The organism is Endozoicomonas sp. ONNA1, assembly GCF_024606325.1.
Classification (GTDB): domain Bacteria; phylum Pseudomonadota; class Gammaproteobacteria; order Pseudomonadales; family Endozoicomonadaceae; genus Endozoicomonas_A.
Genome location: NZ_JAHHPN010000455.1, coordinates 1 through 13525, shown reverse-complemented (window position 1 = coordinate 13525; position 13525 = coordinate 1). Strand labels below are relative to the sequence as shown.

11 protein-coding genes are annotated in these 13525 nt (G+C 48.4%); 3 read left to right on the top strand and 8 right to left on the bottom strand.

Translation table 11 applies throughout. The features are described from left to right. The first annotated feature begins 284 nt into the window (after nucleotides 1-284). The gene (locus tag KDK19_RS10465; RefSeq protein ID WP_257253400.1) at nucleotides 285-3659 is read left to right on the top strand and encodes a hypothetical protein; all 3375 of its coding nucleotides are present in this window, start codon (nucleotides 285-287) and stop codon (nucleotides 3657-3659) included. 12 nt (nucleotides 3660-3671) lie between these two features. Then, entirely contained in the window at nucleotides 3672-4337 is a 666-nt protein-coding gene (locus tag KDK19_RS10460; RefSeq protein ID WP_257253401.1) for a YiiX/YebB-like N1pC/P60 family cysteine hydrolase, read from the top strand. A gap of 12 nt (nucleotides 4338-4349) precedes the next feature. On the opposite strand, the gene speB is transcribed toward KDK19_RS10460, so the two are convergent. The 5 genes from speB to KDK19_RS10435 all read right to left on the bottom strand — a co-directional run bounded on the left by speB (nucleotide 4350) and on the right by KDK19_RS10435 (nucleotide 9839). After that, the gene (gene speB / locus KDK19_RS10455; RefSeq protein ID WP_257253402.1) at nucleotides 4350-5276 is read right to left on the bottom strand and encodes an agmatinase; all 927 of its coding nucleotides are present in this window, start codon (nucleotides 5274-5276) and stop codon (nucleotides 4350-4352) included. Between the two features lie 4 nt (nucleotides 5277-5280). Continuing rightward, complete coding sequence (locus KDK19_RS10450) at nucleotides 5281-6210, bottom strand: S-adenosylmethionine decarboxylase proenzyme (RefSeq protein ID WP_257253405.1); 930 nt, start codon at nucleotides 6208-6210, stop codon at nucleotides 5281-5283. Continuing rightward, on the bottom strand, nucleotides 6210-8192 hold the full coding sequence (gene speA / locus KDK19_RS10445; protein WP_257281606.1) for a biosynthetic arginine decarboxylase: 1983 nt from the start codon (nucleotides 8190-8192) through the stop codon (nucleotides 6210-6212). Before speA ends, KDK19_RS10450 begins: the two co-directional genes overlap by 1 nt. Further along, on the bottom strand, nucleotides 8185-9063 hold the full coding sequence (speE, locus tag KDK19_RS10440; protein WP_257281607.1) for a polyamine aminopropyltransferase: 879 nt from the start codon (nucleotides 9061-9063) through the stop codon (nucleotides 8185-8187). Before speE ends, speA begins: the two co-directional genes overlap by 8 nt. Before the next feature lie 287 nt (nucleotides 9064-9350). After that, on the bottom strand, nucleotides 9351-9839 hold the full coding sequence (locus KDK19_RS10435; RefSeq protein ID WP_257281608.1) for a hypothetical protein: 489 nt from the start codon (nucleotides 9837-9839) through the stop codon (nucleotides 9351-9353). Between the two features lie 397 nt (nucleotides 9840-10236). Between KDK19_RS10435 and KDK19_RS10430 the strand changes: the two genes are divergently transcribed. Then, nucleotides 10237-10719, top strand: coding sequence for a DUF29 domain-containing protein (locus KDK19_RS10430; protein ID WP_257281609.1), 483 nt, complete (start codon nucleotides 10237-10239; stop codon nucleotides 10717-10719). A 47-nt stretch (nucleotides 10720-10766) separates the two neighbouring features. On the opposite strand, the gene oppF is transcribed toward KDK19_RS10430, so the two are convergent. The 3 genes from oppF to KDK19_RS10415 all read right to left on the bottom strand — a co-directional run. After that, a complete protein-coding gene (oppF, locus tag KDK19_RS10425; RefSeq protein ID WP_257281610.1) occupies nucleotides 10767-11789 on the bottom strand; it encodes a murein tripeptide/oligopeptide ABC transporter ATP binding protein OppF in 1023 nt (340 codons plus the stop codon). Beyond that, nucleotides 11786-12781: an ABC transporter ATP-binding protein gene (locus tag KDK19_RS10420; RefSeq protein WP_257291895.1), complete on the bottom strand. Its 996-nt coding sequence runs from the start codon at nucleotides 12779-12781 to the stop codon at nucleotides 11786-11788. The genes oppF and KDK19_RS10420 overlap by 4 nt, the downstream gene beginning before the upstream one ends. A 1-nt stretch (nucleotide 12782) precedes the next feature. Further along, the coding region (locus tag KDK19_RS10415) for an ABC transporter permease subunit (protein ID WP_257291894.1) at nucleotides 12783-13525 on the bottom strand (743 nt) is incomplete at its 5' end.

The window sequence follows — 13525 nt, the reverse complement described above, 5'->3', positions numbered from 1 at the left end:
GACCAATTTATTGCAACCGCAGTAGGACAGCCTTAAGTCCGACAGGCTGCTAGGGGTTCTGGCCGGTAGGCATTAATCAAGGCTGCAATGAAAAAAAACCAAAAACGTATTCAGCTGTTATTCCATAGCAAAAAAATGAAGCTACCCCTACTCTGCTATAATTCTCTGCGCATCGTGCGTGGTTTAACAACCCCTTTCTCAGCTGGATTTTACGCTTCGTCACTGGTGCAAAGGGCTTTTTCTTCACCCACCGCTTAATCACATCTTGTTGATGGCAAATTTCCATGGCCCCTCAAGTTTTGACGGCGAGGAAACAAAATAACCTCAAATTGTCGTTATTCCTTAAACGAGCATACTTACATTTATTGATTCTATTTTGGATTGCTGGTCTCGTGCAGGCATGGGATGGAGTTGCTGGTCAACAGAGTAGTTCGCATCCACATCAGTCACAAGCAATGGATTCAAAAGAAAACACACCAGAGTCAACACTCCCGCACCCTCACTTACTCGAATGGCAACCGCCATCAATGACAACACTTGAAGATCAGATAAAGTCCCGTTTCTACATCCAACCTTCTCCAGAGTCAGGATATTCAGGAAGCGTTGAGCTGACTCTCACCATTCAGCCTTTTGAGCAACTGGTGATCTGCGCAGCACATATCCAGTCTAAAAATAACGCTGACATCATAAGTCTCTCTGAGGAGTTTGACCCTTCAACTTCGGGCAGTATTTTTTATTTAACCACCAAAAGCTGGCAGCTGGATATCACCCTGATAAGACCCTACCGATGCTCAGAAACACTCTTAAATAAATACAGCTATGACGTTGGTCAATTCATACTCTCCACTCAACCCATACTCGCTCTGGCAACCGCCAGAAGCCAGAAGGAAGATAAAAAAACGACGGAAAATGAACCAAATAAAAAGGGAAAAGGGCTGAACATAACAGGACTTCAGGCAGGATCGAAATTTGACAGAACGGAGAGTGGTGACGGTGGTGGTATTTTTTGGCCCGGCGATGACAATAACCAGCATTGGAAACCACACTGGATGGCACTGCAAAGCAATACCGACTGGGAGATCAGCATAGGTCCCATACTCAGACTGGACTGGGGCTGGCTGACAGAGTTGACAGGTGACAACCCTATGCACTGGCTGTTTGGAACCTGGAGTGGTGAGTCCGACAGAAGGCTGCGTGTAAATATCAATGGGAACCAGGTTAGTTCTTTGCGTCTCACTCCAACGCAATTCAATCAACTCCTCAAAAACCTGGGAAGTACACAACAAGTCATACGGTGGTTGAAGCCCCTGCTCAACGGACAGGCGGAGTTTATAGAACACCTGTTAGATATGTCCGAAGGCATTGAAGACCATGAAAAGGATATACAGGCTGCCATTATCGTTGAACGGATTGCAGCAGTGATTGAGCAGACTGATGAATTCGATCTTGATTTTGAGTTGAAGCTATTGAACGAAAAACAGGAGATAGTGAGATTGGAACCGGAGGGCACAGCTTCTGAAGAAATCATTAATGAATACATGCTGCAAGCACCAGAGGCGAGCGGCGTTAGTGATCAGTTATTGCAAGTAGCAAGAGGTGGTAAAAGCAGTGTTGGCCCCGATGCAGGTGCACAAGCTAATGGTATTGAAGATCAGCAGGCAGATTCACTTCCAGAAAATACAAAGAAGCAGTCTGGCCATGAAGAAAGAAGTCGATTTAGCTTACCTGAGCCATACACCTCTAATGGCTTGATCAATAGCTGGACGGTTAAAGGCATGCAAGTTGCTCTTATGCTCGGGCAAAATGGGTTGGAAGCCTGGGTTATGTCGGAGGATGGGAAAACGATTTTTATTCCCCCATACGACATTGTAAACATTCCAAAGGAAATCCAGAATGAGATCTGCCATTTGCGAGGATTTTGTAAAGGAACATGGGTAGACCTCCACAGATTAAACGACGGAAGTTATAAGGTATATGTTCATCCAAGATTAAGGGGTGGAGGGCCTATCGGAACGACTATAGGGGTTGCTTTAGGAGGCATTCAAGTTGCGGCTGGAGTAACACTTACATTGCGTACGGGTGAGCTGGAAGCGGCTGTAGGAGGAGCATTGATTAGCTCAGGGATACAAGGCTCAATATATAGCTGTAAAGCAAGAGACTGCGATCCAGGAGAGTATATCAAACAAAGCTTCATAGGAGGAATAAGTGGAGCAGTAGCTGGTTTGTGTACTTCCGGAGCATTGAAGGTATTAGGTAAATTTACTGGTTCAATAACCAGCGGAGCAACCCTAGGCAATGCCGCAACCACAGGCTTTTTAGTAGTGGATGACGTTCTTGCAGGAGCGGTTGGTGGATTTAGCTCAAATCTTGCCGAAAGTGCAACTAAAGCTGTAATTAATCGAGAAAACGGTACCTTTTTTACTAAAGAAACAGCAAGAAATGCTGTTATTGGAGCTTTTTCAGGTGGTACAGCCGGAGGTGTCGGGAATATATTAAGAGGGATATCATCCCAAGCAACGGCTCGCGTAATTAATGCTTGTGATGAAGAAATGGCAAGATCCAAACCTATGAAAGTTATTGCTGGAAGTTTAAGCGGATCTGTAGCGGGCGGTGCTACCTCTGCGATAAGTCGATTCAGCACTAATTGGCTCAGGGGAAACGACAAGCTGGATGGGTGTGGCTCCGCAGCGCTTGTAGGTGCAGGTATAGGATTTATAATCGGAGGTGTAAACGCTCACAGAGCATATTCTTACTATACCAAAAGGGAGCTAACCCCTGAGGAACGGGATTGTATTGATAAATCTGTAGCGGGCTATATACAGGAAATGGTAAATGAAAAATCTAAAACCGAGCCCTTTCTCTTTGAGAGAAATAAAGAACATAAATTACGCATAACAAAAACTAATGAGATAAAAGTTAAGGTGGATTCGTTAAATGATCGTATCTATTTTGAGATCCCATATCATGTGTTTTGCCGCATATATATAAGACCTATAATTTCTTTAAAATTAATTCCAAAATTTATTCGTGAAAGGAAGATATGGCAAGAGCATACAGAATTCGATATGACCCTGAGGACTGAAGTAAGTCTGAATCATTTTTGTAACACAGGGAAGGTTAATAATTACCATTACACATTTGATACAAAACCGATTATAAAACCCCTTGGAAAACTCCTTGGCCCTAAAATTTGCGTATACGGTGAGGCTAAAGAAATGATTGAGGAGGAACTAGAAAGCCTCTTTGCTCAATTAGAAAGTCGCTCTCCAGAAATAATCTCTGGGATTCAGGGCTATATAGCAAACTCAATACCAAATCAAATAACGTTTCTAGATCGAAAAATTATTCTTACTAAGACAAGTGATGGAGATTATGAATTTGATTCGAAAACCAACCAGCTTGTTTGGAACAACCCTGTTAAGGTTCAAATATTAAGTGAAAAAGTAATTGTCGGTGGAGTATTACAAGTCAGAGTATCTATACATAACGTTGAGCGAAATTTAGAAATTGATCAGATCCGACTGTCTATAGATGATTCAACAAAACTATTGCTGGGGAAACAAGATATGTCATTATTTCTGCCATCTCTATATACAGAATTAGAACATCAATTAAATCTTATCAGAAAGCAAATTTTAGATCGCTATTTTCAACGATGAGGATTTTGGTAAATGACTGAGCAGCCAAATTCCATGCCCATTCCAGAACTGCAAAAAGGCGACCTTCTGTTTCAACTTCGCAAGGGAGGAGAGCTGGAGTGGGTCATCAGTAGACTGTTTGCTGGTTATAACGGCATGGCCCTGAATCATGTGGCCATTGCGACTGAGAGCGGGGAGTTGGTTGAAGCGGTGATGCCAAAGGTTCAGACAATAACCCTGACTCAATTTATGGATAAATCGGTGTGCGATGGACTGGGACGACCATGCATTCTGGTGGCTCGTCTCAAGTCACCATGGCTTCCTTTAGTTAATAAAGCGTTGGCCTTTGCTGATCAGCAGTTGCACATTCCTTACAATAGGGACTTTTCTCCGCAGGGTCATGCTCGATCCGATATCAGTGAACGAGCCTGGTACTGTAGCGCTCTTGTTTTGGAAGCGTTCAGGTCTGCTAACGAGGGAGAACCGGTATTTCCAGAAACCCCCATGGGGTTCCGTGATCTGGAAACCGGAGAAATATTGCCTTATTGGGTAGACTTTTATCAGAAGGTAGGACAACCCATACCGGAAGGAGAGCCGGGCTCACACCCCGCCCTGCTCTCATGTTCGGATAAGCTTGATGTGATCAGAGTGGTAGGACAACTTCCCGCCAGACAGGCTACTAACGGGCAGCTTGTCTGAGCTGAAGGGTTGTCAGGTGGCTTCTGATCGGGCTGCCTGTAGATAAAGCATCTCAAGAGCAATCGTAGCACCCGCCAGAGCGGTAATATCGGCGTGATCATAAGCTGGTGCAACTTCAACCACGTCCATGCCCACAATATCCAGTCCCTGAAGACCTCTGAGCAGTTGCAAAGCCCGGTCCGAGCTCAGGCCGCCACAAACCGGTGTTCCGGTTCCCGGAGCATAGGCCGGGTCCAGACAGTCGATATCAAAGGTCAGGTAAACAAGACGATCACCTGCTTTTTCGCGTATTTTTTCGATTATCTCTGCCACTGGTGCACCGTTAACGTAGCTGGCATCCAGAACATTGAAACGGGTGTTCTTGTGATCGTAAGTGGTTCGAATACCAATCTGGGTTGAAGCCGAGGCATCAATCAACCCTTCAACCTGAGCATGATAAAACATGGTTCCGTGGTCGAACTTGCCACCCTGGTTATAGTCGTCGGTATGAGCATCAAAGTGGACCAATGCCAAAGGACCATGATATTTGGCGTGAGCTCTCAGCAAAGGCAGGGTAATAAAGTGATCGCCTCCAAACGACAGCATACGTTTGCCAGCAGACAATAGCTGGTCGGCATGCTGAAACAGGGTATCGCTCATATCTTGGGCGTTACCGCATTCAAAGACCAGGTCACCACAGTCAGCAATGGACAGATAGTCTTTCAGGTTGAAGAACCAGGGCCAGCGCTTGCCCTCCCAGGATAGGTTTACCGATGCCTTGCGAATGGCCTCGGGACCAAAGCGAGCACCGCTGCGTCCTGTAGTCGCCAGATCAAAAGGAATGCCGGTAATGATCAGGTCAGCTCCCGACTGAACAGGATTGAAATCCAACGGCTGTCGCAGAAAGCCAAAGGCGTTAGCGTAAAGGGAGTGGTCTTCCTTTTTTATCGACGTAGTCATGATTTTATCCCGTCAGTTCCACCGCCTGTAATGAGCGCTGCTCTTTGTGCTGGTAATGATTAAAGCTCATTTCATAGCCACACTGCAGAGGCAGACGGCACTCTGTCAGACAGCTGAACTCGCCATTTTCCCGCAAGGGCGCCGGTGCATTAAAGCCAATCAGATCCCAGCTCCCGGGGCGCAGGGCTTCCAGTAGCTTTTCCAGAATAGCGGTGTCTTCCATATTCAGGTTGGTTTCAAAGCTGACATAGGAGCTGTCTTCCTGAGGTGTGATATGGAAAGTGGCGTAACGATCATCCTTGATGGCGTTGAGAGAGTAGCCAAAGGGTTCAAACAACCAGTCACTCAGATCAAAATCTGGCAGGATTTCATCCAGTCTGAGCAATTGCCGGATGCCTTCAATCGTTTGTCCTTCACTACGAAGATAGTGAGCAGCTGCACCTTTGATATGATACATCAGTAATTCGCTGGTCTGATCATCCGCATGGGGATGATAGGGACGATTCAGATGGAAGATGTAGTTGTGGTGACTGTCCAGACTGCCGATACGGAAGGCACTACCCTCCAGCTCAGACTGAATCCGGTTAATGTCTTTCTCGAAAGACGTTTTCTGCAGATGCGACTGGTACTCATTTTTGCGTTGGAAACTGGCAAACAGAATGTGTTCATCAGCGATGTGTTCCAGAAAATAAAGGAATGCATCGGCCAGAGTCGTGGTTCCACAGGTCAACATCAGGAAGCGGTCTTCCCAAACAAACAGACTCGATTCTGACAGCAGATAAGCGTCGCAATAGTCATTACTCAGGGTCGTCAGAATGTCCGCCTGAGCCTTGGCCACCATATCAGACCAGAAGTCTTTGCCCAGCTCACGCAGCGAGCCCGCCTCGGCCGCTGTAATGACTTCTACTTTTTTTTCAGAGCCTTCGAAGAACATCACAGCTCAACTCCTCCCAGGTGTTCAAGGTAGGTGTAGCCCTTTAGGCCTGCTTCCAGCTCTTCCAGCACAGAGGTCCGGCTGGATTCTGGCAGATATTCTTCCACCAGTTTCTGATAGGTATGCAGGAAGCTTTCCGGTTTCAGATTCACGTATTTAAGAACATCTTCTACGGTGTCCCCAGCCTGGAAATCAAACATCTCAATTAATCCAAGGTCTGTGACACGAACGGATACTGTGTCGGTGTCGCCAAATAAATTGTGCATGTCACCAAGAATTTCCTGATAGGCACCAACCAGGAAAATACCAATCATGTAAGGCTTGTCCGAATGCCACTCAGGGACAGGCAGAGTGGTTTCTATACCCTGACCGTCAACGTACTGGTCAATGGTGCCGTCGGAGTCACAGGTAATATCGAGCATAACGGCACGCTTTTCGGGCGGGCGGTTCAGTCCGGAAAGTGGCAGCACCGGGAATACCTGATCAATACCCCAGGCATCGGGCAACGATTGAAACAGTGAAAAGTTGACGTAGAATTTGTCAGCCAGTTTTTCACTCAGCTCATCAATCAGAGGTCTGTGCGAACGATTTTTATGAGACAGCCGTTTGGACAGCTCATAACAGATTCTTAAATTAATACTTTCTGCCCAGGCTCTCTGTTCCAGATCCAGCAGGCCTATTCCGAATTGGGTATGAACCTCAGAAAGGTCACTCTGAGTATCGTGGAACAATTCAACCAGTGCCCGTTGCTCAACACCTTTCACCAGATCTTTCCAGGAGCCCCACATATTGTGGAGAAGTTGCGGGGCTTCTTTGCCCGGTGCCACAGGCTCTTCCGGCTCGTAGCTTTCGACACCCACTACGTCGGTGATCAGGACGGCATGGTGCGCCGTCAGATTTCTACCCGACTCCGATATAATCCTTGGCACAGGAATGGCCTGTTCAGCGCAAAGATCGCCCAGGGTATAAACGATATTGTTCGCATATTCCTGAAGGCTGTAGTTCATGGAACAGTTGCTCTGGCTTCGGGTACCTTCGTAGTCCACAGCCAGGCCGCCACCCACATCCAGACAATGGATCGGGGCACCCAGGCGATACAGTTCCGCATAAACTCTTGCACACTCGCTGATCCCCTTGCGGATATCACGAATATTCGACATCTGGGAACCCAGATGGAAGTGCAGCAGCTGCAAAGAATCCATGTTGTCACTGTCTTTTAGCCGCTTGATGACATTCAGTACCTGGCTGGCAGACAGACCAAACTTGGATTTCTCGCCACCACTGGCCTGCCATTTTCCCTTGCCTTGAGAAGCAAGGCGAACACGAAGACCCAGCCTGGGGGGGACACCCAGTTCTTTGGCCTCTTTCAGAACCATTTCCAGCTCGGTGATTTTTTCCAGAACGATATACACCTGATGCCCCAGCTTTTCACCGATCAGCGCCAGACGAATGTATTCTCTGTCTTTGTAGCCATTGCAAACAATGACAGAGCTGGCACGGTTCGCCATGGCCAGTACTGCCAACAACTCAGGTTTACTGCCACACTCAAGACCCAGTTGACGATCCTGTCTGGAGGCCTGGCTTTCCAGAATCTCCTCGACCACGGCCCGCTGCTGATTCACCTTGATGGGATAAACCGCCAGGTAATCATTTCGATAGCCGTATTCGCCAATGGCCTGGTTAAAGGCGTCACACAGAGTGTTAACCCGATCATGGAGAATCTCCGGAAAACGTACCAGAATGGGCAATGACGCCCCTTTGCGAACCAGTTGAGCAGCAATATTATTGAGACTGACAGCCGGTCTGCCCCTGGGCAGATAGACGACCTCGCCGTCATCGTTAATATCGAAGTATCCCTGACTCCAATAGCGGGCATTGTAGGTGGAGCGTGACGCTTCCACGCTCCATTCGCTGTCTGTAGTCAGTGGCTCATGGCTGCTGATCGTGCTTTCCGGAAAGTCGGGCATCGCTGGGTTAGTCATTGACCTTCTGTATCGCCTTTTCTACGTATCCGGGCAGAGCAAAAGCTGCCTTGTGGATAGCGGGAGTGTAATAACGTGTTTCGACACCGCAGGCTTCAAAACGTTCAGTGACTGTTTCCAGAGAAACATGACGGGCTTCAGGATTGTCGGAACCCCAGGCAAAGGTCATGATACCGCCTGCATAAGTGGGTACAGCAGCACTGTAGAAGTAGCAGTCATCCATATAATGGCCCAGACGACGGGTGGTGGTTTCTACTTCTTCCAGTTGCATGAAGCAGACGCCGTTCTGAGCGACAAAGATGCCGCCTTCTTTCAGCAGACGTTTGCAGCCAGCATAGAACTCTGAAGAGAACAGCACTTCACCAGGACCAATGGGATCTGTGCAGTCAGAAATGATGACGTCAAAGCTGCCGTCGGGTGTTTTTTCACGGTCACTGACAAAATTGATGCCGTCGTCAATCACCAGGTGGGCTCGTGGGTCTTCGTAGGCGCCAGCGGAGTGGTTGGGCAGCCACTTTTTGCACATGTCGACCACAGCGCCATCAATTTCAACCATGGTGACGTGCTCAACGTTTTTGTGCTTTAGCACTTCACGCAGGATACCACCGTCACCACCACCGATGATCAGTACTCGCCGGGCGTTTCCGTGAGTCAGGATCGGCACATGAGTCATCATTTCGTGATAGATGAACTCATCTTTCTCTGTAGTCTGGATAACACCATCCAGCGCCATCATGCGACCAAACATCTTGTTGTTGAATATGACCAGATGCTGGTGTTCGGTTTTCTGTTCGAACAGCATCTCATCGACGGAAAAGCTCTGGCCGTAGCCATCATAGAGGGTCTCAAGGTATGTGTTGTCTTTTAGCATGATGCCTTTCCTTTTAAAACCGACCTTCAATAACGGGAAGGTCCAACCAGCCAGTTGTCGGGACAGCAGTAGAGAGTCTGGAAATTCAGGACCAGCAGTGAATTGGAACCATTATAGAGGTGCCTCACTCTGGCGAGGGACTCGACCCTTGATCAAGCTCAAGGCTGTTAGAACGCGCGAATTAAACCCTTGAAATGTCAGGATGACAACCCCTGAGGCAGATTTAATCATTATCCCTCAGGGGGTGCACATCGTGGAGCTGTGTTGGTAATCCAATTCAGGTGCCATCAATCGTGACAGGCCACCACTATTGAGGCCATATCGCCAGGAAAGCTTTGATGCGCCTGCATTTTCAGGGAACCGTGACCTTCATAGGAGTAGGTCACATCACAGGTATGCTTGGGTTCATAGCGATTGAAGCTAATGCTGTTGTCGGTTTTAAAGAGAGGCATGTTTATATGCCAGTCAAACATTTGACGGTATTGTTCTCCGTACAGATGCACATAGGTCTCAAATCCGGCAAGGATCGAGCCGTTACATCCGTGTAGCGTGATAGATCCTTGAGAGAACACAGTATAACGTGTTCTGCCGCCTTCGATGATGCCATACTTGGGATGCCCCATATCCAGTAGCATGTCTTCACTGGTATGGTTCTCTAACTTGAAGGTCAGGTACTCCAATGTATCATCGCCACAGACATAATCGCCGTTGGAAGAAGCATGAGTGCAGGCCAGACCAGCGAATACAGCAAAGATGACGGTTTTCTTTACGTCCACGATGTTTCTCCGGGTTGCCACAATCGGAGCGGATTATCAATTTGAAATTGGACGCGTGTCACGTACTATGTTCTGTTTGTTACCGTGAAAATCCCCCGTTTCTTCTTCGATTAAGTCGTTACCCTACCCTTCTCGGATAAGCTAATCACTGTGCCGGTCAATTGTTTGTTTTGTCTGGGAGGATCAGGTCGGGGAGTCTTGTCCTTACTGACTTACCCAGCCGATACGCAATATGACTGAGTGATTGAAATTCATAATAGTCACACCAAAAATCCATAATAGTCGTATCCAAAATCCAATTTGGTCAAAAATATGCTCTGTATCATCATGAATCTTTAGTTCGCCTTTGCTCCCTTTTTTGTTTTTGCCTAAAGTGGAAGAGCAATGGAGGTAGCTTATGGAAAACCTGTACGAAACTGACTTTTACCGCTGGAAAGAGCAACAGAAAGATCACTTGATCAACCGGCGCTTTGATCAACTTGATCTGGAGAGAGTCATTGAGGAGTTTGATGATACGGGCAATGATCGAAACACCCTTCGATCCAGGCTAACGACTCTCTTGCTGCACTTGCTCAAATACCAGTACCAGACTCAGGTCATTAATCCGTTGCTTCCAGAGCCTTATAGCTGCCGAAGCTGGAAAGGCGCCATCCGGGAACAGAGGGAACAGCTGGTCATTCTGCTACAGGACCGTTCCCACCTGAATCACAAAGTCTGTGAGGTATTTGGCGACGCTTTCGCCAGTGGCAAGAAACTGGCTATTCAAGCCATGAATGATTATGTCCAGCCGCATCAGAGACTGAATGAGAGGAGTTTTCCTGAAACCTGTCCCTGGGATTTTGAACAAATCATGACAGAGAATTGGTTGCCGGAAGGTTAGTTGAACGGCAAGATGACTCACCTGCCCTTGGACAGGTGAGCAGTCAATCAGGCCTTGGGACAGGCCGCAAAATGCTGGCTACCTAAATCCATCAGCCTTGGACGATGCTCAGCGCAGCTGGCCCCTGCTATCGGGCAACGGGTTCTGAAGACACAGCCGCTGGGCGGATTGATAGGCGATGGCAGGTCGCCCTCCAGCAGTTCAATCTCCTTCTTTTTTTCCATTTCCGGATCAGGGATAGGCACCGCTGACAGCAGAGCTTTGGTATAAGGATGACGCGGAGTATCATACATGGGTTCAGCTTTGGCGGTTTCCACTTCATTACCCAAATACATCACCAAGACCCGGTCACTGATGTGTTTCACTACGCTCAGGTCGTGAGCAATAAAGATCAGGGACAGACCCATTTGTTTCTGAAGCTCTTTCAGCAGGTTAACTACCTGCGCCTGAATGGAAACGTCCAGAGCACTCACCGGCTCATCACAGATCACCAGCTTCGGCTTGAGAATCAGTGCCCGGGCAATACCAATCCGTTGGCACTGACCACCAGAGAACTCATGGGGATAACGGTTAATCACGTTTGGCAGAAGACCTACCTTGGCCATCATTTCACGAACCTGAGAAAGAATGTCATCTTTCGAGAGTTCCGGATAATAGTTGCGCAGAGGTTCGGCAATGATATCGCCTACGGTCATTCTCGGGTTCAGTGACGCCAGAGGATCCTGAAAGATCATCTGGATATCTTTGCGGATCTCTCTCATGGCTTTTTCTGGTAGCCCGGCAATATTGCTTTCCTGCCAAAGGATTTCACCCTCTGTAGCTTTCACCAGACCAATGATCGAGCGGGCCAGTGTTGATTTGCCGCAACCAGACTCACCCACGACGCCGAGAGTTTCTCCTTCGAAGAGATCAAAACTGACACCATCAACGGCTTTCAGAACCGGGGATTTCTCCCAGGGCCAGTTTTTGGCTTTATGAATCGGGAAGTGAACCTTTACATCCCGAACTTTCAAAATAGGCTGAAGGCTATTTTTGCGCTGAAAGCTATCTTTGTTGCGCTGAAGGCTCATGCTGCCACCTCCCTGCCGGAAGTATTAACGGGGGTATCGGGTGTCCAGAAACAGGCTTTCTGGCGACCGTCACCAAAGTTCTCCAGAGGGGGGGCCTCCTGCTGGCAACGTGGGATGACATGAGGGCAACGCTCCTGGAAAGGACAGCCCTGTGGCAGGCTCAGCAGGTTCGGAGGATTACCCGGAATCGTCGGCAGAGTCTCACCCTCTGTATCCAGTCGGGGAATCGCACCCAGCAGACCTCGGGAGTATGGATGACGAGGATCGTAGAAGACCTCGTTAGTGGTGCCATATTCCATGGTGCGACCAGCGTACATCACCAGCACCTTGTCACAGATGCCAGCTACAACTCCAAGGTCGTGAGTAATCATAATGATGGCGGTGTTGAATTCGGTCTTCAGCTCATTCAACAGTTCCATGATCTGGGCCTGAACGGTGACGTCCAGAGCGGTGGTTGGCTCGTCAGCAATCAACAGTTTGGGACGACACAGCAACGCCATGGCAATCATAACCCGTTGGCGCATACCCCCTGAAAACTCATGGGGATACATATTCATACGCTTGCGAGCTTCGGGCATTTTTACCGCATCCAGCATCTTTACGGATTCTTCAAAGGCTTCTTTTTTACTCATGCCTTTGTGCAGCTGGAGAACTTCCATCAGCTGAGGCCCTACTTTCATGTAAGGGTTCAGCGAGGTCATGGGATCCTGGAAGATCATGGAGATCTTTTGGGCACGGATACGGTTCAGCTCAGCTTCACTCAGAGACAGAATATCCTGGCCTTCAAATTTGGCAGAACCCTCAATAATACCGTTTTTGGCCAGCAGTCCCATGAGGGCAAAAGCGGTCTGACTTTTACCTGACCCCGACTCCCCTACCAGACCCAGTGTTTCACCGGCGTTCAGAGAAAAGGTCATATTGTTTACGGCCGTGACATCTCCGTCGGGTGTCGTAAATTTAACCCGCAGGTTATCGACATCTAATAGTTGCATATCAACGATCCTTCGGGTCCAGGGCATCGCGGAGCCCGTCGCCAATAAAGTTAAAACAAAACAGGGTAATCACCAAAAAAGCAGTCGGGAAGGCCAGCTGCCAGATTGCCACTTCCATAGAGATGGCGCCCTCGTTGACCAATGCGCCCCAGCTGGTCATGGGCTCCTGAACACCCAGCCCCAGGAAGCTCAGGAAGGATTCAAACAGAATCATGCCGGGTACCAACAGGGAAGCGTAAACCACCACAATACCGAGCAGGTTCGGAATCAGGTGACGGAAAATAATCTGGCTGGAATTGGCGCCACTGATGATGGCTGCTTCGACAAACTCTTTGCTCTTCAGGCTCAGGGTCTGACCCCTGACGATACGCGCCATATCGAGCCATGAGACGGCCCCTATGGCGATAAAGATCAGCAATATGGAGCGTCCGAAGAAGGTGATCATCAGGATAACAAGGAACATAAACGGGAAAGACTGAAGAATTTCCAGCGCCCGCATCATCAGGTTATCAACACGGCCGCCCAAAAAGCCCGCCATGGCACCGTAGATGGTTCCGATGATTACGGCTACCAGGGCCCCCAGTGCGCCTACCATAAAAGAGATTCGTCCGCCTTCAAGGGTGCGTACAAAAAGGTCCCGGCCCAGATGGTCGGTACCAAAGAAATGGCCGGTTTCCATAGAGGGCGGTGCAGCCATATTGGCCCAATCAATTTCTTCGTAACTGAACTGACTGGCCATAGGGC

Excerpts from the sequence above, each read along its gene's own strand:
- KDK19_RS10460 (WP_257253401.1), top strand. The coding sequence starts at position 3,672 with ATGACTGAGCAGCCAAATTCCATGCCCATTCCAGAACTGCAAAAAGGC.
- KDK19_RS10465 (WP_257253400.1), top strand. The coding sequence starts at position 285 with ATGGCCCCTCAAGTTTTGACGGCGAGGAAACAAAATAACCTCAAATTG.
- KDK19_RS10420 (WP_257291895.1), bottom strand. The coding sequence starts at position 12,781 with ATGCAACTATTAGATGTCGATAACCTGCGGGTTAAATTTACGACACCC.
- oppF (WP_257281610.1), bottom strand. The coding sequence starts at position 11,789 with ATGAGCCTTCAGCGCAACAAAGATAGCTTTCAGCGCAAAAATAGCCTT.
- speB (WP_257253402.1), bottom strand. The coding sequence starts at position 5,276 with ATGACTACGTCGATAAAAAAGGAAGACCACTCCCTTTACGCTAACGCC.
- speA (WP_257281606.1), bottom strand. The coding sequence starts at position 8,192 with ATGACTAACCCAGCGATGCCCGACTTTCCGGAAAGCACGATCAGCAGC.
- speE (WP_257281607.1), bottom strand. The coding sequence starts at position 9,063 with ATGCTAAAAGACAACACATACCTTGAGACCCTCTATGATGGCTACGGC.
- KDK19_RS10430 (WP_257281609.1), top strand. The coding sequence starts at position 10,237 with ATGGAAAACCTGTACGAAACTGACTTTTACCGCTGGAAAGAGCAACAG.
- KDK19_RS10450 (WP_257253405.1), bottom strand. The coding sequence starts at position 6,210 with ATGTTCTTCGAAGGCTCTGAAAAAAAAGTAGAAGTCATTACAGCGGCC.